Here is a 20,046-nt window from a genome sequence, read left to right as displayed (position 1 = left end):
CCATGACCGCCCCCACGTTTCTGTCGCCCCGCGACGTTGCCCGCATCGTCGCCACGCAAGGCATCGCTGGCACCTTCGAGCGACTGGCCGGCTACCTCGACGCCGACTACCGCCGCTGGTCCGACTTCGACAAGACGCCGCGTGTGGCGGCACATTCGCGCCAGGGCGTGATCGAGCTGATGCCGATCGCGGACGCCTCGCTCTACAGCTTCAAATACGTCAACGGCCACCCCGGCAACACACGCGCCGGCCTGCCGACCGTGATGGCGTTTGGCGTGCTGGCCGAGGTCGCCACCGGCCTGCCGCTGCTGCTGTCGGAACTGACCCTGACGACGGCGCTGCGCACCGCCGCGATGTCGGCGCTGGCCGCCCGCACACTGGCGCGGCCGGGCAGCCGGCGCATGGCGCTGATCGGCAACGGCGCGCAGAGCGAGTTCCAGGCGCTGGCCTTCCACCACCTGGTGGGCATCGCCGAGATCGCCTTGTTCGATGTCGACCGCGCGGCCACCGCCCGCCTGCAGCGCGCGCTGGCTGGCGTGCCGGGGCTGCGCCTGATCGCCTGCGACAGCGTCGACCAGGCGGTGCAGGGCGCGGACATCGTCACCACCGTCACGGCCGACAAGACCCGCGCGACCATCCTGCAGCCGCAGCACGTCGCGCCGGGCATGCACCTCAACGCGGTCGGCGGTGACTGCCCGGGCAAGACCGAGCTGGACCCGGCCATCCTCGAACGCGCGCGCGTCTTCGTCGAATACGAGCCACAGAGCCGCATCGAGGGTGAGATCCAGCAGATGCCGGCCGACTTCGGCGTGACCGAGTTCTGGCGCGTGCTGACCCGCCAGGCCGCCGGCCGCCGCAGCGCCGACGAGGTGACGGTGTTCGACTCGGTCGGCTTCGCGCTGGAGGACTTCTCCGCCCTGCGCTGGCTGCGCGACAGCGCGCGCGAACTGGGCCTGGGCGAGCCGCTGGCGCTGATGCCACAGCAGGCCGACCCGAAGGACCTGTTCGGCGCGCTCGGGCTGGACCTGAGCCTTGCGTCCGCCCAGGTCGCCTGAGGCGCTCGCCTGGGTTAGCCGTTACGCTGTCGGGCTCTTGCCTTGCAGGCTGGCCCGACCGACATGACCGACACCCCCGCCACGACGACCCGCACGCCCACCCTGTCCCGCCCCTGGCGACGCCTGCTGATCACCGCCGCCAGCCTGGCGGCCGTGGCCGTCCTGTGGACGGTGCTGATCGGCGTCTGGCTGCCCGGTTTCGTCAAGGACAAGGCCGAGGCCGCTGCCCGCGACGCGCTGGGTGTGCCGGTGACGATCGAGCGCATCGGCATCGCGCCGTGGCAGGTCGCGTTGACGGTCGAGGGCCTGCGCATCGGCACCGCTGAGGCGCCGGTCGCCACGCTGGGCCGGCTGCAGGCCGACGTCGCGGTGCGGCAGAGCCTGTGGCTGCGTGCGCCGGTCATCGAACGCCTGACGATCGAGGCGCCTGCGGTGAACGTCGAGCGGCTGGACGCGCAGCGCTTCAACTTCAGCCCGATCGTCGATCGCCTGCGTGAACGTGCCGCTGCCGAGCCGCCCCAGCCGGCCGGCGATGCGGCCCGTTTTGCCCTGCACAACCTGACCCTGGCCGACGGCGCCCTGCGCTACCGCGACGGCCGCGACGCGGCCCGGCCGATTGAGCACCGCGTCGAGGCCTTGCGGCTGGCGCTGCCGATGCTGTCCAACCTGCCGGCGGACGTGGCTACCGAGGTGCAGCCGCTGATCGAGGCCCGCATCGACGGCAGCTCGCTGCGGCTCGGCGGCGAGGCCAAGCCCTTCGTCCCCGAGCGTCCGGCCGATCTGGCCTTGGCCTGGCGCGAGATCCAGCTGGCTGAATGGCTCAGCCTGCTGCAGGCGGTGTTGCCGCCGTCGCTGGCGCCGTCCAGCCTCAAGGGCAGCGTGTCGACCGACCTGACCGTGGCCTTCGAGGCCCGTCCGGCGCCGCAGCCGCCCGAACTGCGCGTGCGCGGCCAGCTCGCCATCGACGGTTTTGCCTTGGCCTTGCCTGGCCTGGGCGTGGACGCCGCCTGGCAGCAGATGCGCATCGAGGCCATCGACACCCAGCCGCTGGCGGCACGGCACGCCATCGGCCGTGTCGCCTTCGACGGTCTGACGCTGGATCTGGTTCGCCAGCCGGTCACCGACCCTGCCGCAGCGGACAAGCCCGTGGCAGCGGCAACGCCTGCGTCTGCCGCGTCTGCCGCGTCGCAAGCGGTGTCGGCCGAACCCGCCCCGCCCTTGGCCTGGCAGCTCGACGCGTTCACCTGCCGGGGCTGCGCCATCCACCTGCGTGACGACACGCAGCAGCCGCCCGTGCGGCTGGCGCTCGACGAGCTGGCGTTGACGCTGCAAAAGCTGGCCCAGCCGGCCGCCGCGCCCTGGACCTTCGACCTCGCCACCCGCGTGCTCGCCGCCAGTGGCGCGACACGGGCGGCTTCGGCCAAGGACAGCGCGAACGGCGGGCGGCTCATGCTCAAGGGCGACATCAGCGGGCTGTTGCCGCCAGCTTCGGCCACAGCGGCCACAGCGGCCACATCCTCCGCACCTGCCGTGCCCTTGGCCGTGCAGGCCCAGATCGAGATCGAGGCGCTGGACCTGCAGGCCCTGCAGGCCTACCTGGACCCCTACGTCAACCTCCAGCTGATCGGTGCGCGGGTGTCGACCCAGGGCCAGCTCAAGCTGTCGGCGCCCGCCTCGCCACTGGCCGATCCGGCGGCGATGAAGGCGCTGGACGCGAGCTACGCCGGCCGCTTCAGCCTCGACGGCCTGCAGACCCAGGACAGCGTCACCGGCGCCGAGTTCGTGCGCTGGCGCCGCTTCGGGCTGGACGGCCTGAGCGCGCGCTGGCAAGGCGCAGCGGCCGCCGGGCGGGGTCAGCTCGATGCCGACTTTGGCCGCATCGGCCTGGACGGCCTGCAGGCCCGGGTGATCCTGCATCCCGACGCGCACCTGAACCTGGCCGACATCGTCAAACGTGAACGGGGCGCGGCGGCGCAGTCGATCACGACGCCACAAGGTGCGGCTTCAGCCACGGTCCCGAAGCCCGATCTCGTCGGACCGACCGCCGGCCCGGTCCTCAACCTGCGCTGGCAGGGCGTGACCTTGCGCGACGGCGGCGTGTTCTTCACCGACAACTTCATCAAGCCCAACTACTCGGCCCGGCTGACCCAGCTCAAGGGCGAGCTGTCGGCGCTCAGTTCGGCCGCGCCGGAGCCGGCCCGGCTGTCGCTGACCGGTGCGCTCGACGACGGCGCGCCGCTGCGCATCGCCGGGCGTGTGCACCCGCTTGGCGCCCGGCTGTCGACCGACATCGAGGCCTCGGCGCGCGGCATCGCGCTGACCCGCATGAGCACCTATGCCGAGCGCTACGCCGGCTACGCGATCGAGAAGGGCTCGATGTCGGTCAGCGTGCGCTACCAGATCGAGCAGGGCCAGTTGCAGGCCGAGAACCAGCTCTTCCTGGACCAGCTGACCTTTGGCGACAAGGTCGACAGCCCGGACGCGACCTCGCTGCCGGTGCGGCTGGCGGTGGCCTTGCTCAAGGACAAGAACGGCGTCATCGACATCCGAATGCCGGTGTCGGGCACGTTGGACGACCCGCAGTTCTCGGTCGGCGGGGTGATCTGGAAAGTGGTCGTCAACCTGATCGAGAAGGCGGTGACCGCGCCCTTCGCGATGCTGTTCGGCGGCGACAGCAACGAGGCCAGCGCGCTGGCCTTCGCCCCCGGTTCGGCCGAGCTGGACGACGCCGGCCGCGAGCGGCTGGACGCGCTGGCGCAGCGCCTGATCGACAAGCCGGCCCTGAAGCTCGAAGCGACCGGCCGGGCCGATCCGGCGCTGGACGGCGCGGCGATCCAGGCCGCACATGTCGAAGCCCTGAAGGCGCAGGCGATGAAGGCTGAGGCGATGAAGGCCGAGGGGACGAAGGCAGCAGCCGGCGCCGCGCGTGTGGCGGCTGCGCCCGCGTTGGCCGCGTCTGCTGCATCGGCCGTTTCAGCCGCGTCGGCTGCTTCCGCCGCCACAGCACCGATCCCGCCGCTCGAACCCGCCGAGCTGGAGCGCGCCTTGCGCACACTGGCCGATGCCCGCGGCGACCGGGTGCTGGCCCATCTGGCCGCGAAGCTGCCAGCCGAACGGGTGCTGCTCAACCGCTCGCAGCTGACGGCCGAGCGGCCGTCCGGCGACAGCGGGCCGACGACCCGGGTGCAGTTCGAGCTGCGCTGAGCCGCGTCGCCAACCTCGCAAAGGAACCCGCGCAGGATCCCGCGCGGGGCGATCCGCTCACTGTGGCTTGAAGCCGCTGTCCGCGATGATGCGGCGCCAGACCTTGGCGTAGGCGGCCTCGCGCTCGCCCAGCTGGGCGGCGCTCATCAGGCCGACGCTCAGGCCCATGGCGCTCAGGCGCTCGTGCACATCGGCTTGGGCGAGCACCTTGCCGAGCGCCGCCGAGAAGGTGTCGATCGCTGCGCGCGGCGTGCCGGCCGGTGCGAACACGCCGTAGTAGGGCACGTCCTCGAAGCCGGCCAAGCCCAGCTCGGCAAAGGTCGGCACGTCCGGCAGGGCCGCCTGACGGCTGTTGCCCAGCACGGCCACCACGCGGATCTTGCCGGCCTTGTGGTTCTCGATGAAGTCGGGGATGGAGCCCACGCCGGCCGCGATCTGGTTGCCCAGCATGTCCGTCAGCATCGGCGCACTGCCCCGGTAGGGCGCGGCGACCAGGTCGAGGTCGAACTTGCGGCCGATCACCTGCACCAGGAACTCCGGCACCGACGCCGGCGCCGGCACGCCGATGGCGCCCTTGCCCTTGCCCTGCGTGCGGACCCAGGCGACGTGTTCGGCCAGGCTGCGTGCCGGCGTGCCGCCCGACAGGGCCAGCGCGTTGACGAAGGTCGCGAAGCCGGCCACCGGCACGAAGTCGCGCGCCGGTTCGTAGCCCGGGTTGCGCACCACCAGCGGCAGGATGGAGATGGTGTGGTCGTGGCTCAGGAACAGCGTCGTGCCATCGGCTGGCGCGGCCTTGAGCGCCTGCGCGGCCAGCTGGCCGCCGGCACCGGGCTTGTTCTCGACGATGACGGTCACGCCCAACTGATCCTTGAGCCGCTCGGCCAGCAAGCGCGCAATGGCATCGGTGCCGCCGCCGGCCGGGAAGCCGACGAGCAGGCGGACGGTCTTGCCGTCCTGTGCCCGCGCCAGGCCGGGCAGGGCCGCACCGGCCAGCGTCGCGCCCGCCAGCGCGAGCACGTCACGGCGGCGGTACAGGGAGGCGTTGTTCGTGTTCATCGGCATCTCCGTCGGCATCACCGTCGATCAGGCTTCGCGCCGCAGCGCCGGGAACAGCACCACGTCGCGGATGCTGGGTGAGTCGGTCAGCAGCATCATCAGGCGGTCGATGCCGATGCCGCAGCCGCCCGTGGGGGGCATGCCGTATTCGAGCGCGCGGATGAAGTCGGCGTCGAAGAACATCGCCTCCTCGTCACCCGCGTCCTTGTTGGCGACCTGGGCGTGGAAGCGCGCGGCTTGGTCCTCGGCGTCGTTCAGCTCGGAGAAGCCGTTGCCGAACTCGCGCCCGGTGATGAACAGCTCGAAGCGTTCCGTGATGGCCGGGTTGGCGTCGCTGGCGCGTGCCAGCGGCGAGACCTCGACGGGGTAGTCGATGATGAAGGTGGGCTGCCAGAGCTTGTCCTCGACCGCCGCCTCGAACAGGCCGAACTGCAGCTGCGCGAGCTTCCAGTGCGCCGGCGGTTCTTCGCCCAGCGACTTCAGACGGGCATGGATCGCGTCGGCGTCATCGGCCTCGGCCTCGCTCAGGCCGGCATGGACGACCAGCGAGTCACGCACCGACAGCCGCGCGAAAGGCTCGTCCAGATGCACCGGCTTGCCCGCATACGTGACCCGCGCCGAGCCCGTCGCCTGCTGCGCGGCGTGGCGCAGCAACTGCTCGGTGAAGTCCATCAGGTCGTGGTGGTTCCAGTAGGCCGCATAGAACTCCATCATCGTGAACTCCGGGTTGTGCCGGACGCTGATGCCTTCGTTGCGGAAGTTGCGGTTGATCTCGAACACACGTTCGAAGCCGCCGACCACCAGGCGCTTGAGGTAGAGCTCGGGCGCGATGCGCAGAAACATCTCCTGGTCCAGCGCGTTGTGGTGCGTGACGAAGGGCTTGGCGTTCGCGCCGCCCGGGATCGGGTGCAGCATCGGCGTCTCGACCTCCAGGAAGGCGTGCTGGAGCATGAAGCTGCGGATGCTGGCGACGGCATTGCTGCGGGCGCGGAAGCGGGCGCGGGCACCGTCGTCGGTCATCAGGTCGACATAGCGCTGGCGGTACTTCTGCTCCTGATCGGTCATGCCGTGGAACTTGTCGGGCAGCGGTCGCAGGCTCTTGGTCAGCAGGCGCAGCGTCGTGACCTTGATCGACAGCTCGCCGGTCTTGGTGCGGAACAGCGTGCCTTCTGCGCCGAGGATGTCGCCCAGGTCCCAGTGCTTGAAGGCGGCCAGCAGCTCGGGTCCGACGTTGTCCTGGGTGATGTAGAGCTGGATGCGCGGGTTGCCTTCGGACGAGCCGTCCTGCAGCGTCGCGAAGCAGGCCTTGCCCATCACGCGCTTGAGCATCATCCGGCCGGCGACGCAGGCGGTGACGGGGGCCGCTTCGAGCGCCTCGTTGTCCTGGCCCTCGTGGCGCACATGCAGCGCGGCGGCGTGGTCGCGCGGCTTGAAGTCGTTGGGGAAGACCGCTGCGCCGGCGGCACGGGCCTGTTCGCGCAGGGCGGCGAGCTTGTCGCGGCGTTCGGCGATCAGCTGGTTGTCGTCGGACGAGACCGGTGCGGCGGTCGTGGCGTGCGGGGTGCTGGGGTTCGTAGCGGTCATGGCTAACTCGTTGTGGCGTCAGCAATTTTAGGGTTGCGATGCTGACGCTTCGGGTCGGGTTCATAGAATCGACGGTCTTGCCCGGACGGTCCGGGCCTTGCTCGCGCCTCGCACCTCACCCGCCTCGATGTCCTCCCACCCGGTCGCCTTGCCGCGCGCCACGCTGACGCTGCTGGCCGGCGCCTTGCTGGCCCAGGCCCTGCCGCTGGCGCTGGGGCCCTGGCTGGCGCGGCTCTACAGCCCGGAGGACTACGGCCGCTACACCACCTTCGCCGCCGTCGCCGCCAACTTCGCGGTGGTGGCTTGCGCCCGCTACGACTACGCCCTGCCAATGGCCCGCGACGAGGCCGAGGCCGACGCGCTGCTGGCGCTTGCCGTGCGCGTGCTGATCGGCGTCATCGTGCTCGCGGGGCTGATCGGTGCGCTGGCCGGCGCGCTGGGCTGGTTGCCGCACGCCGGCTGGCTGGCGCTGGCGGTCGGCGCGGCAGGGGCGGCACAACTCGGCACGATGTGGGCGACGCGGCGCCAGCGCTTCCTGCCGCTGGCCGTCAGCCGCGTGGTCCAGCACGGCGGTGGCGCGCTGCTGCAGCTGTTGGCGGGACTGGCGCTGATCGGCTCGGTCGGCCTGGTCATCGGACCGCTGCTGGGCGCCCTGGCCGGTGCGCTGCTGCTGGCGCTGTGGGGCGGTGGCATCGCGTGGCGACGGGTCGTGGCGGTCGACCGCGAACGTCTGCGCGAGGTGGCCCATCGGCACCGCGAGTTCCCCTTGCTCAACACACCACATGCCTTCCTCGGGGCCCTGCAGGACACCGTCACCGTCGCGCTGATCGGTGCCTGGGCCGGCGATCCGGCGGTCGGCCTGTGGGGCCTGGCGCTGCGCTACCTGAAGGCGCCGGCGTCGTTGATCGGCGGGGCGGTGTCGCAGGCGCTCTACCCGCGCCTGACCGGCGCGACCAGCGGGGCCGACGCCCGCCGCGCGGTGCGCCAGGTCATCGCCGTGCTGGGGGGCATCGCTGCCGTGATCGCCGTGAGCTTGCTGCTGGCCGGACCGGCGCTGTTTGCCTGGGCCTTTGGCGAACGCTGGCGCGAGGCCGGCGAGCTGGCCCGCGCGCTGGGCCCCTACATCGGCCTGCACTTCATCGCCTCGCCGATGGCTGTCGTGACCATGGCCTGGCAGGCGCAAGCCTGGGCACTGCGGCTGGCGCTGTTCGGCCAGCTGCTGTTCGTGCTGGCGCTGGGCATCGGCCTGTGGCTGGGCGACCTTCGTGGTGCGGGCTGGTGCCTGTCGGCGGCCATGAGCGGCTACTTCGGCTACTACCTCTACACCTTGTGCACCTGGTCGGACCCGCCGGTCGTGGCGGTGACACGGACGGTTCCCGCATGAACGCTGTCGACGCCCTGGCGCGTATCCCGCCGGATCGTGCCTTGCTGATCTTCGGCGACGCCTCCAGCGTGCACACCCAGCGCTGGGCACGCGAGATGGTGGCGCGCGGCCATGTCGTGGTCGTTGCGACCCGCCTGCCGGCCGCGATCGAGGGCGTCGCCGCCGTCGTGCCGCTGCAGCCCGGTCGTGACGGCGCGGGCTGGTTCCGCGCCTTGCCAGCCGTGCGCCGGCTGGCCGGCACCTTGCGACCGCGCATCGTGCACGGCCACTACGTCACCGGCTACGGCCTGTGGGCGGCGGCCTGTGGCTGGGGCCCGGTGGTGCAGACGGCCTGGGGCTCGGACATCCTGGTGACGCCGCGCGAGAGCGCCGTGATGCGCCACATCGTCGGCTGGTCGCTGCGCCGGGCCGACCTGATGACCGCCGACTCGCAGGACGCGCTCGATGCCATGGCCTTGTTCGGCGACGGTGCCGTCGCCCCGCGCCACGAGATCCTCTGGGGTGCCGACACCGAACGCTTCGTGCCGGCGGCTGATGCCGATAACGCCGATAACGCCGCAAACGCGGCGATACCCGATGAACACAGGCCTTTCCGCATCCTGAGTCTGCGCAGCTGGGAGCCGAACTACCACATCGACGTGCTGATCGACGCCGTGGCCCGCGTGCGTGCGGCGCGTCCGGGAAGGGCCGTGATGCTCGAACTGCTGGGTGGCGGACCGGATGCCGATGCCTTGAAGGCCCGTGCCGCCGCCGCTGGCCTGGGCCCGGACGTCGCCCGCTTCACCGGCCGGGTCGGCGATGCGGCGATGGTCGCGGCCATGCAGGCGGCCGACGTGTCGGTGACGGTCCCCGGCAGCGATGCCACCTCGGTCTCGCTGCTGGAGTCGCTGGCCTGTGGCCTGCCCATCGTCGCCAGCGATCTGCCGGCCAACCGCCGCTGGGTCGGTGCGCAGGCGGGCGTGATCGTGCCAGTGCGTGATGGGGCGGAGCTGGCCGACGCGCTGCTGGCCTTGCTCGACGACCCGGCGCGTCGACGGGCCATGTCGCGGCACAACCGCGCGCTGGCCTTGCGCGAGGCGTCGCGGCGGGTCCAGATGGACCGCATGGATGCGCTCTACCGGCAACTGCCGCCGAGCGGGCCGCGCCGCCTGTGGGAGACGGTGCGATGAGCACGGCCCGGCGCACCGTCAGCGTGATCGCACCCTGCCGCAACGAGCAGGGCCACATCGTCGACTTCTGCCGCGCCTTGACGGCCCAGCACCTGCCCGAGGGCATGGCGCTGGAGGTGCTGATCGCCGATGGCCGCAGCGACGACGGCACCCGCGAACTGCTGGACGACTGGTGCCGCCGCGACGACCGTTTCGTGCGGGTCGACAACCCCGGGCGCATCGTCTCGACCGGCCTGAACCGCTGCCTCGCGCAGGCCCGCGGCGAGGTCATCGTGCGCATGGACATCCACACCCGCTACGCCAGCGACTACATCGCCCAGTGCCTGGCTGCCCTGCAGCGCAGCGGCGCGGACAACGTCGGCGGGCCCTGGGTGGCGCAGCCGGCGACGCCCGAAGGCTGGCCGGCGGCGATCGCGGCGGCCTTCCAGTCGCGCTGGGTGGCCGGCGGTGCGCGTTCACGCGACCGGGCCTATGAAGGCGAGGTCGACACGGTCTACCTCGGCTGCTGGCCGCGTGCGAGCTTCCAGCGCTACGGCGGCTTCGACGAGCAGCTGGTGCGCAACCAGGACGACGAACACAACCTGCGCATCCGCGCCGCTGGCGGCAAGGTCTGGCAGAGCGGGCGCATCCGCTCGGTCTACCAGTCGCGCAGCACGCCCGGCCAGCTGGCGCGGCAGTGGCGCCAGTACGGCTACTGGAAGCCCTTCGTGATGCGCAAGCACGGCCAGGCGGCGTCGTGGCGGCATCTCGCGCCGGGCGTGTTTGTCGGCCTGCAAGGGCTGCTGCTGCTGGCGTCGACCGTGTCGGACCACGCCCTTGCGGGCTTCCTGACCCTCACGCTGCTGTACCTGCTGGCCGTGCTGGCGACGGCCTTGCTGGTCGCCCGGGAGGCCGGCTGGCGCCTGCTGCCGCGCCTGCCGGTCGTCATCGGCCTCTACCACCTGGCCTATGGCGCCGGCTCGCTGCAAGGCTGGGCCGACGTGCTGCGTGGCCGCGAACCCGATCCGGCCTTCGGCCGACTGACCCGATGAACACGGACATCCCGCCCGATCCGCAGGCCGATGCGGTGCGTGACGAGCCCACCGCCGTGGCCGAGCGCTACGGCCGTCGACGGGCCTTCGACGCCCGCTACAGCCTGCTCGACCGCGCCGCGCTGGCCGAGCAGCAGGGCCGGTTGCGCGCCTGGGCGGGCCTGTGGTCGGCCCAGGCCGCCCAGCTGTCGGACTGGCGCATCACCGAGGTCGGCTGCGGCGACGGCGGCAACCTCCTGGACGCCATCCGTCTGGGCGCCCAGCCCGGGCACTTGCGCGGCCTCGAACTGCTGCCCGCACGGGCCGAGCGGGCCCGGGCACGGCTGCCGGCCGCCGTACGCATCGACACCGGCGACGCCGTGCGGGCCGACATCGCCCCGGCCAGCCAGCATGCGGTGCTGCAGTTCACCGTGTTCTCGTCGCTGCTCGACGATGCCTTCCAGCAGCGCCTGGCCGACACGATGTGGCGCTGGGTGCGGCCCGGCGGCGGCGTGCTCTGGTATGACTTCGCGGTCGACAACCCGCGCAACCCCGACGTGCGCGGCGTGCCGCTGCGGCGCGTGCGCGAGCTGTTCCCGCAGGCCAACGCACAGGTCCGTCGCCTCACGCTGGCGCCCCCGCTGGCGCGTGCGGCCTGCCGCATCCACCCGATGCTCCACGGCCTGTTGAATGCGCTGCCGCCGCTGCGCACCCATCGCCTCGTGTGGCTGATCAAGCCGGAATGACGACATGACCCACCGAACCGCACCGCATCGCCCCTGTCTGCCGGGAGACGCCCGATGAGCCGCTGGCGGGGCCACCTCAACCGCTGGCGTCGCCGGCTGCTGCACGCGCTGTCGTTCCGCATCGTGTTCGGCGAGTTCTCGCGCGGGCGCTGGCTGCCCGACACGCGCATCTCGCCGTCGACCTGCATCGAGCACGAGGACCGGCTGGTGCTGGGCGACCACGTCTACATCGGCCACTTCAACCTGATCGAGGCCAGCGCTGGTGTGGTGATCGAGGAGGGCGTGCAGATCACCAACCACGTCAGCATCGTCACCCACAGCTCGCACCGCAGCCAGCGCCTGCTGGGCCGCGCCTTCGCGAGCTGGCCGGTGGGCGCGCCCGCGCCGGTCGAAGCGCCGACCGAGCCGGCGCGCGACTGGATCTCCGGCAAGCCACTCGACCGCCCGCGCCAGCCACCCGGCTGGATCGGCGGGCCGGTGCACATCGGGCCCTACTGCTTCATCGGCCCGCACAGCCTGATCGAGGCCAACTCGCGCCTGGGTCGCGGCTGCATCGTCTGCGCCGGCAGCCAGGTGCGCGGCGAGTTCGCCGAGTTCTCGGTCCTCGAAGGCGCCCCGGCCCGCGTCATCGGCGACAGCCGCCGGGCCGACAAGCGCCTGTTGATGCGGCATCCGGAGCTGGCCGACCTGTATGCGGCGTGGGCCGGGGACGAGGTCTGAAGGGCGGCTCGAACCTGTCGCTTGGCTACCATGGGTTGACAACTTCGGGCCGCGATCCAGCCCTCTTGGACCTGACATGACCCTCACCTTGCCATCGTTCGCCGCACCGGCCGCCTTGTTGACCACGCTGGCCCTGGTCGCCTGCGGCGGTGGCAGCGAGGGCGGTGTGTCCGGCACGGCTGGCCCGAACGTGCCCGCCATGGGTGCGCGCCTGTCGGTCGGCACGGGCAACTACGAGACCGTGGCGGTCGATGCCGTCTACAGCGCGGCGCAGTTCGCCAGCCAGGCCTCGATGACGACGCTGGTGGGCGCGCTGTCCAGCGGCACCGTGTTGTGCGCGGGCGGTGGCTCGGTCGATGTCAAGCTGGGTGCCGGCAGCAACGGCCGGCTCGATCAGGCGCTGGAGAACGCGACCCTGGTCTTCGATGGCTGCGTGCAGTCGGGCTATGTCTTCAACGGCAAGCTGGTCCTGGGTCTGAATGCGGCGCCAACTGGCAGCGTTGCCAGTGGCAGCTACGCGGTGGACGCGACCTTGCTGATGACGAACTTTTCCGCCGACGATGGCCAGATCAGGCTGGTGGCCAACGGCCTGCTCGGCCTGACGTCGACGCGCACGGCCGCCGGCACTGGCCGCGATCAGGTCGACACCTCGGCGCTGGCGCTGAGCGTGACACCTTCCGGAGGCAGCTCGGCGAGCTACGTCTTGCACGGCTACAGCGCCGAACTGGTGCTGAGCGCCGGTGCGTTGTCGGCGACCTATCGCGGCTCGCTGACCTCGTCGCGGCTGGGCAACCGGTCGGTGGACTTCAGCACGACCACACCGTTCACCACGGCCGCCGGAGCCACCTTCCCGTCGGCCGGCGTCGCCATCGCGATCGGCAGCAACAACAGCAAGGCGACGTTGACGGTGCTCGACGCCACGCGTGTCCGGCTGGATGTGGACACCACCGGCGACGGCTCGGTCGAGTCGACCGTCCCTTGCACCTGGGCCAGCATCGCGGTGGGCGACCGCTGCGTGGTGCCCGCTCCATAAAATCGGCCGATGACCTCCGACCACCCGCCCTTCCTGCCCTTCGCCCTGCCCGAGATCGGGGACGAGGAGATCGCCGAGGTCATCGACACGCTCAAGTCCGGCTGGGTCACGACCGGCCCGAAGGCGCGCCGCTTCGAGCAGGACTTCGCCACCTTCCTGGCCCAGGGCCATCGAAGCGACGACACGCGCGAGATCCACTGCATCGCGGTCAATAGCGCCACCGCCGGCCTGCACCTCGCGCTCGAAGCCATGGGCATCGGCCCGGGCGACGAGGTCATCACGACCACCCACACCTTCACCGCGACCGCCGAGGTGGTGCGCTACCTGGGGGCGGACGTGAAGCTGGTCGACATCGATCCGGCCACGCTCAACATCGACGTCGCCGCGGTCGAGGCCGCCATCACGCCGCGCACCAAGGCGCTGATCCCCGTGCATTACGCCGGCCTGGCCGCCGACATGCCCGCGCTGCTGGCGCTGGCGCAGCGCCATGGCCTGAAGGTGCTGGAAGACGCGGCCCACGCACTGCCCACGACGGTCGGCGGCGGTCTGGTCGGCACGCTGGCCAGCGATGCGACGGTCTTCAGCTTCTACGCCAACAAGACCATCACGACCGGCGAGGGCGGCATGCTGGTCACGCGCGACGCGGCCATCGCCGCGCGCGCCAAGGTCATGCGCCTGCATGGCATCAACCGCGATGCCTTCGACCGCTTCACCGCCAAGGTGCCGAGTTGGTACTACGAGATCGTCGCGCCCGGCTTCAAGTACAACCTGACCGACATCGCCGCCGCGCTGGGTCTGCACCAGTTGCAACGCGCGCACGGCTTCCAGCAGCGCCGCGCGGCGCTGGCGGCGCAATACGACGCGTTGCTGGCCGACCTGCCGATCGTGCGACCGCCGCGTCCGGCCGAGGGTGAACTGCATTCCTGGCATCTGTATGTCGCCCGGCTGGCCGACGATGCGCCGATCGGCCGCGACGCGCTGATCGAGGCGCTCTACGCCGACGGCATCGGCTGCAGCGTGCACTACATCCCCCTGCACCTGCATCCCTACTGGCGCGAGCGCTACGACCTGAAGGCGGCCGACTTCCCGCACAGCCAGCACGCCTACGAACGCATGTTGAGCCTGCCGCTCTACACCCGCATGGGCGAGGCCGACGTCGAGCGGGTCGTGCGTTCGCTGCGGCGAGCCTTCGGCCGCTGAGCGACGCCACACCGGCCTGCCTCGATCCGTGAAGCCGACGTCCCTCGGGCCACGCCTGGTCAAACGCGCCTTCGACCTGAGCGTCGCCAGCATCGCCTTGCTGTTGTTGTCGCCGCTCTTGCTGGGCGTGGCGATCGCCGTGCGGCTGGACTCGCCCGGGCCGGTCTTCTACCGCCAGCAGCGGGTCGGTCGCGGGGGGCGCATCTTCCGCATCCACAAGTTCCGCACCATGGCGCATGCGCCGCAGGGCGGCGGGCCGCTGCTGACGGTCGGCGAGGACCGTCGCATCACCCGCATCGGCCGTTTCCTGCGCCACAGCAAGTGGGATGAGCTGGCCCAGCTGATCGACGTCTGGCGCGGCGACATGAGCATCGTCGGCCCGCGCCCCGAGGTGCCGCGCTACGTCGCGCACTACCCCGAGGCGCTGCGCACGCAGGTCCTGTCGGTCAAGCCCGGCATCACCGACGACTGCTCGCTCGACTTCCGCGACGAGTCCGACTGGCTGGCCCGTTCGGCCGACCCAGAGCGCACCTATGTCGACGAGATCCTGCCGATCAAGCTGGCGCTGCAGGCACGTTATGTGGCCGATGCCAGCCTGCTGACGGACGTGCGCATCGTCGCGCGCACGGCGGCCGTCCTGCTCGGCCGCATCGCCGGCCGGCGCAAGGCCTCGCCGCCGACCTCGCAACCCTGAACCGGAACCCGCGCCACGATGATCTGGAACGCCCTCGACGACCTGCTGACTCGCCTGCGTCCGCACCGCGAGGCGCTGGTGCTGGCCTGCGACGCGGTGGTGGTGGCGATCTGCTGGCACATCACCTACCTGTTCCGGCTCGGCTTCGAGCGCTGGCACAGCGCCCGGCCCGGCTACGACGCCTGGGTGATGCTCGCGCTGGTGGCGCTCTACGCGGCAGTCTTCCTGCTGCTGCGCGTGCCCAAGGGCATGTGGCGCTTCTCGGGCTTTGGCGAGGTCCAGCGACTGACGCTGGCCTGCGGCATCGCTGGCCTGATCGGGGCGACCGGCGTGCTGATGGCCCAGTTGGTCGAGGTGCCACGCGCCGTGCTTGCGCTGCACCCGGTCGTCACGCTGATGGGGCTGGCGATGCTGCGCATCGGCTACCGCATGGTCTATGAGCACCTGCGCTCGCGCCTGAACGGCCGCGACCTCGATCACCGCCGCGCGCTGGTGATGGGCGCGGGCGATGCGGCGCGGCTGCTGATCGCGGGCATCCAGCACCAGGGCTGGCGCGTGGTCGGCCTGCTCGACGACGACCCAGCGCGGCTGGGCTCGCGGGTCGGCAACGTGCCCGTGCTCGGGCCGCTGGACAGCGCCGGCCGCTGGGCGCTGCGCCATGACATCACCCACCTGATCGTGGCGATGCCCTCGGCCACGCCGGCCGAACGGCGCCGAGCGCTCGACCTCGCTTCGGCCACCCGCCTGCCGGTCGTCACCGTGCCCAGTGCGGCTGAGCTGCGCGAGGGCCGCACGCTGACCTCCGTGCGCGACATCGAACCCGAGGACCTGCTCGGCCGCGAGCCGGTCCAGCTCGACGAGGGCGGCATCTCCGAGGCGCTGTCGGGCAAGGTGGTGCTGATCACCGGCGCCGGTGGCTCGATCGGCTCGGAGCTGTGCCGCCAGGTCGCCCGCTACGGCCCGCGCCGGCTGGTGCTCTACGAGCTGAGCGAGTTCGCGCTCTACCGCATCGAGCAGGAACTGGGCGAGCAGTTCGCCCACGTGCCGCTGGTCCGCCTGGTCGGCGACGTTCGCGACGCCGAACACCTGCGCGAGACCTTCACGCGCCTGCGCCCGCAGCTTGTCTTCCACGCGGCGGCCTACAAGCACGTGCCGCTGATGGAGGACGACAACGCCTTCTCCGCCCTGCGCAACAACTTGCTGGGCACCTTCCGGGCGGCGCAGGCGGCGTGTGAGGCGGGTGCCGAACGTTTCGTGCTGATCTCGACCGACAAGGCCGTCAACCCGACCAACGTGATGGGAGCGACCAAGCGGGCGGCCGAGATGGTGGTGTCGCGCCTGGCCGCGCAGGTCGCTGACAACGGCGGACACACGCGCTGCATGGCGGTGCGCTTCGGCAACGTGCTGGGCTCGTCGGGCAGCGTGATCCCGAAGTTCAAGGAACAGATCGCCCGCGGCGGGCCGGTCACGGTGACGCATCCGGACATCACCCGCTTCTTCATGACCATCCCCGAGGCGGCCCGGCTGGTGGTGCAGGCCGCCGCGATCGGCGAGGGCGGTCAGGTCTTTGTGCTCGACATGGGCGAGCCGGTGCGCATCGTCGACCTGGCGCGCGACCTGATCCGCATGAGCGGCCACACACCCGAGCAGATCCCGATCGCCTACAGCGGCCTGCGCCCGGGCGAGAAGCTCTACGAGGAACTGCTGGCCGATGCCGACGCGACCTTGCCCACGCGCTTCGAGCGTCTGCGCATCGCCCGGCTGGATGACCAGCGCAGCGACGACGTCCAGGCCCTGATCGACTGGGCCGCCGCACGCAGCACGGCGCCCGACGACGAGGTGCGGGCCCGGCTGGCCCGGGTCGTCAGCGAGTACCGGCCCGGCGGACGCTGATCCGCCGGCTGGTCTGCGGGGCGCTTCAGCCGCGTGCCAGCAGCGGCTTGAGGAAGCGTCCGGTGTGGCTTTCCTCGCAGGCCGCGATGGCCTCGGGCGGACCGGCGCACAGCAGCCGGCCACCGCCAGAGCCGCCTTCCGGGCCCATGTCCAGCAGCCAGTCGGCGGTCTTGATGACGTCGAGGTTGTGCTCGATCACCACGATGGTGTTGCCCGCGTCGCGCAGCTGGTGCAGCACCTTGAGCAGCAGCTCGATGTCGTGGAAGTGCAGGCCGGTGGTCGGCTCGTCCAGGATGTAGAGCGTGCGGCCGGTGTCGCGCTTGCTCAGCTCCAGCGCGAGCTTGACGCGTTGCGCCTCACCGCCCGAGAGCGTCGTCGCCGCCTGGCCCAGCTGGATGTAGCCCAGGCCCACATCCAGCAGCGTCTGCAGCTTGCGGGCGATGGCGGGCACGGCGCTGAAGTAGGCATGTGCGTCCTCCACCGTCAGCGCCAGCACCTCGGTGATGTTCTTGCCCTTGTAGAGGACTTCGAGCGTCTCGCGGTTGTAGCGCTTGCCGTGGCAGACGTCGCAGGGCACGTAGACGTCGGGCAGGAAATGCATCTCGACCTTGAGCACGCCGTCGCCCTGGCAGGACTCGCAGCGCCCGCCCGAGACGTTGAAGCTGAAGCGGCCCGGGCCGTAGCCCCGTTCGCGGGCGGTGGGCACCTCGGCGAACAACTCGCGGATCGGCGTGAACAGGCCGGTGTAGGTGGCCGGGTTGCTGCGGGGCGTGCGGCCGATCGGGCTCTGGTCGACGTTGATGACCTTGTCGAAGGACTCGATGCCGTCGATGCCGTCGTGAGCCTCGGGCTCGGCATGGCTCTGATAGATCTTGCGCGCCACGGCCGCATAGATCGTGTCGTTGACCAGCGTGCTCTTGCCCGAGCCCGACACGCCCGTGATGCAGGTGAACAGGCCGACCGGAATGGCCGCGTCGACGCCCTTGAGGTTGTTGCCGCGTGCGTTGCGCACCTTCAGCCAACCGTCGCGTGCATCGGCCGCCGGCGGGCTGCGGCGCGCGGGGATCTCGATGCGCAGCGTCTGCGCCAGGTAGCGCCCGGTCAGCGAGGCCGGGTCGTCCGTGACCTGCTGCGGCGTGCCCTGCGACATCACCTGACCGCCGTGCACGCCAGCGCCCGGGCCCATGTCGACGACATGATCGGCCGCGCGGATCATGTCCTCGTCGTGCTCGACCACCAACACGCTGTTGCCGAGGTCACGCAGATGTTTGAGCGTGCCGATCAGGCGCTCGTTGTCGCGCTGGTGCAGGCCGATGCTGGGTTCGTCGAGCACATACATCACGCCCGACAGCCCCGAGCCGATCTGGCTGGCCAGGCGGATGCGCTGAGCCTCGCCACCCGACAGCGTGTCGGCGCTGCGGTCCAGACTCAGGTAGTTCAGGCCGACGTCGTTGAGGAAGCGCAGCCGAGAACGGATCTCGCGCACCACCTTGTCGGCGATCTCGGCCTTGGCGCCCTTGAGCCGCAGCCCGTCGAAATAGGCCAGGCACTCCGCCAGCGTCGCATGCTCGACCTCGTAGATGGCACGGTGCGGGGTCGCAGCGGCGCCGTCGGCGGCATCGACCAGCACGACGTGGCGCGCCTCGCGCCGCAGCCGTGAGCCGCCGCAGTCGGGACAGGGCTTGTTGGCCTGGTAGCGGGCCAGGTCCTCACGCACGGCCGGCGAGTCGGTCTCTTTGTAGCGCCGCGCCAGGCTGGGCAAGATGCCTTCGAAGGCATGCGCCCGCTTGACGCTGCGCTTGCGGCCGTTGGTGCCCTCGGCCTCATAGGTGAAGGTGATCTCGTCCTCGCCCGAGCCGTGCAGCAGGATCTGGCGGTGACGCGCGTCGAGGTCCTCGAAAGGCGTGTCGATGTCGAAGCCGTAGTGCGCGGCCACCGTTTCCAGCAGCGTGAAGGTGTAGGCGTTGCGGCGGTCCCAGCCCTTGACCGCGCCGGAAGCCAGGCTGAGCGACGGGAAGGCGACGACGCGGTCCGGATCAAACACCGTCACGTGGCCGATGCCGTCGCAGCTCGGGCAGGCGCCGACCGGGGAGTTGAACGAGAACAGGCGCGGCTCCAGTTCCGACAGCGAGTAGCTGCAGACGGGGCAGGCGAACTTGTTGGAATAGAGGTGCTCGCGGCTCGCGTCGAGGTCCAGCGCGATGGCGCGGCCTTCGGCGATGCGCAGGGCGGCCTCGAAGCTCTCAGCCAGTCGCTGCTGCGCATCGGGGCGGGCCTTGAGGCGGTCGATGACGACGTCGATGTCGTGCTTCTCCGCCTTCTTCAACTTGGGCACGTCAGCCGCCTCGTGGATCTGGCCGTCGACCCGGAAGCGCACATAGCCCTGCGCCTGCATGCTCTCAAACAGCTCGGTGAACTCGCCCTTGCGGTCGCGCACGACCGGGGCGAGCACCATCAGGCGGGTCTCCTCCGGGAAGGCGAGCACCGCGTCGACCATCTGGCTGACGTTCTGTGCTTCCAGCGGCAGGCCGTGGTCCGGGCAATGCGGCGTGCCGGCGCGGGCGTAGAGCAGGCGCAGGTAGTCATGGATCTCTGTGATCGTGCCGACCGTGGAGCGCGGGTTGTGGCTGGTGGCCTTCTGCTCGATCGAGATGGCGGGCGAGAGGCCGTCGATGACATCGACGTCCGGCTTGTCCATCAGCTGCAGGAACTGGCGCGCATAGGCCGACAGGCTTTCGACGTAGCGGCGCTGGCCTTCTGCATAGAGCGTGTCGAAGGCGAGGCTGGACTTGCCCGAGCCCGACAGGCCGGTGATCACCACCAGCGCATGCTTGGGCAGATCGAGGTCGATGTTCTTCAGGTTGTGCGTGCGGGCACCGCGCACGCTGATCGTGGGCGAGAGCGCACCTCGTGGTGCGCCTGGCACGGCGCCGGTCTGGCCGGATCTGTCTGCGGAAGTCATGGAGGCAAGGCGCTGGACGCAGCGTCCGAAAGGCAACCGGCCATGATACCGAGGGGGTGGCGCGCGCCGGGGGTCTCCAGCACGGAAGGGGCGGATGCGCTCCATCGGGTACAGGCAGCAGGACGTCTGGCGCGCGGCTCTATATCTAGGAAGGCTGGCCCAGGCGCGAGGGACCGACCCGTGGGTTGACGCGGGTCCTGAGGTCCTGAGCAAGTTTTTTGCGAGGGGCTTGCGCGCCTCGTTCGTTTCACTGCATAATTGCGGTCTTCGCTGATCGCAACAACTTTCGGGTTGCAGCAGTCAGCGAGGCGAAGCGAAGGCTTCGGTGTCGAGGGT

14 protein-coding genes are annotated in these 20,046 nt (G+C 70.9%); 11 read left to right on the top strand and 3 right to left on the bottom strand.

The window, feature by feature from the left end:
* The first annotated feature begins 2 nt into the window (after nt 1-2).
* Together EV685_RS09310 and EV685_RS09305 are read left to right on the top strand one after the other, a co-directional pair.
* The gene (locus tag EV685_RS09310; protein ID WP_130481758.1) at nt 3-1,055 is read left to right on the top strand and encodes an ornithine cyclodeaminase; all 1,053 of its coding nucleotides are present in this window, start codon (nt 3-5) and stop codon (nt 1,053-1,055) included.
* A gap of 63 nt (nt 1,056-1,118) precedes the next feature.
* Nucleotides 1,119-4,259 carry a DUF748 domain-containing protein gene (locus EV685_RS09305; protein ID WP_130481757.1) on the top strand — a complete coding sequence of 1,047 codons (3,141 nt, stop codon included), beginning with the start codon at nt 1,119-1,121 and terminating at the stop codon, nt 4,257-4,259.
* Nucleotides 4,260-4,316: 57 nt separating this feature from the next.
* On the opposite strand, the gene EV685_RS09300 is transcribed toward EV685_RS09305, so the two are convergent.
* Both EV685_RS09300 and lysS read right to left on the bottom strand, forming a co-directional pair.
* Nucleotides 4,317-5,315 carry a Bug family tripartite tricarboxylate transporter substrate binding protein gene (locus EV685_RS09300; RefSeq protein ID WP_130481756.1) on the bottom strand — a complete coding sequence of 333 codons (999 nt, stop codon included), beginning with the start codon at nt 5,313-5,315 and terminating at the stop codon, nt 4,317-4,319.
* 27 nt (nt 5,316-5,342) lie between these two features.
* Nucleotides 5,343-6,899, bottom strand: coding sequence for a lysine--tRNA ligase (gene lysS / locus EV685_RS09295; RefSeq protein ID WP_130481755.1), 1,557 nt, complete (start codon nt 6,897-6,899; stop codon nt 5,343-5,345).
* Between the two features lie 127 nt (nt 6,900-7,026).
* Here lysS and EV685_RS09290 point away from each other — a divergent pair, with 127 nt between their 5' ends.
* The 9 genes from EV685_RS09290 (at nt 7,027) to EV685_RS09250 (ending at nt 16,748) form a co-directional block, all read left to right on the top strand.
* The gene (locus EV685_RS09290; protein WP_130481754.1) at nt 7,027-8,283 is read left to right on the top strand and encodes a lipopolysaccharide biosynthesis protein; all 1,257 of its coding nucleotides are present in this window, start codon (nt 7,027-7,029) and stop codon (nt 8,281-8,283) included.
* Entirely contained in the window at nt 8,280-9,452 is a 1,173-nt protein-coding gene (locus EV685_RS09285) for a glycosyltransferase (protein WP_130481753.1), read from the top strand. The genes EV685_RS09290 and EV685_RS09285 overlap by 4 nt, the downstream gene beginning before the upstream one ends.
* A complete protein-coding gene (locus EV685_RS09280; RefSeq protein ID WP_130481752.1) occupies nt 9,449-10,483 on the top strand; it encodes a glycosyltransferase family 2 protein in 1,035 nt (344 codons plus the stop codon). The genes EV685_RS09285 and EV685_RS09280 overlap by 4 nt, the downstream gene beginning before the upstream one ends.
* Nucleotides 10,480-11,208, top strand: a complete 729-nt coding sequence (locus tag EV685_RS09275) for a methyltransferase domain-containing protein (RefSeq protein WP_130481751.1) — start codon at nt 10,480-10,482, stop codon at nt 11,206-11,208. Before EV685_RS09280 ends, EV685_RS09275 begins: the two co-directional genes overlap by 4 nt.
* 54 nt (nt 11,209-11,262) lie before the next feature.
* Entirely contained in the window at nt 11,263-11,928 is a 666-nt protein-coding gene (locus EV685_RS09270) for an acyltransferase (protein WP_130481750.1), read from the top strand.
* Between the two features lie 76 nt (nt 11,929-12,004).
* Complete coding sequence (locus tag EV685_RS09265) at nt 12,005-12,961, top strand: hypothetical protein (protein WP_130481749.1); 957 nt, start codon at nt 12,005-12,007, stop codon at nt 12,959-12,961.
* A gap of 9 nt (nt 12,962-12,970) precedes the next feature.
* Nucleotides 12,971-14,161: a DegT/DnrJ/EryC1/StrS family aminotransferase gene (locus tag EV685_RS09260; protein WP_130481748.1), complete on the top strand. Its 1,191-nt coding sequence runs from the start codon at nt 12,971-12,973 to the stop codon at nt 14,159-14,161.
* Between the two features lie 55 nt (nt 14,162-14,216).
* Nucleotides 14,217-14,855: a sugar transferase gene (locus EV685_RS09255; protein ID WP_130482330.1), complete on the top strand. Its 639-nt coding sequence runs from the start codon at nt 14,217-14,219 to the stop codon at nt 14,853-14,855.
* Between the two features lie 18 nt (nt 14,856-14,873).
* The gene (locus tag EV685_RS09250) at nt 14,874-16,748 is read left to right on the top strand and encodes a polysaccharide biosynthesis protein (protein ID WP_130481747.1); all 1,875 of its coding nucleotides are present in this window, start codon (nt 14,874-14,876) and stop codon (nt 16,746-16,748) included.
* A 25-nt stretch (nt 16,749-16,773) separates the two neighbouring features.
* On the opposite strand, the gene uvrA is transcribed toward EV685_RS09250, so the two are convergent.
* On the bottom strand, nt 16,774-19,710 hold the full coding sequence (gene uvrA, locus EV685_RS09245) for an excinuclease ABC subunit UvrA (RefSeq protein WP_130481746.1): 2,937 nt from the start codon (nt 19,708-19,710) through the stop codon (nt 16,774-16,776).
* Nucleotides 19,711-20,046: the final 336 nt, after the last annotated feature.

It is taken from the genome of Sphaerotilus mobilis, assembly GCF_004216565.1.
GTDB lineage: Bacteria > Pseudomonadota > Gammaproteobacteria > Burkholderiales > Burkholderiaceae_C > Sphaerotilus > Sphaerotilus mobilis.
This window is presented reverse-complemented; position numbering and strand designations above follow the sequence as displayed.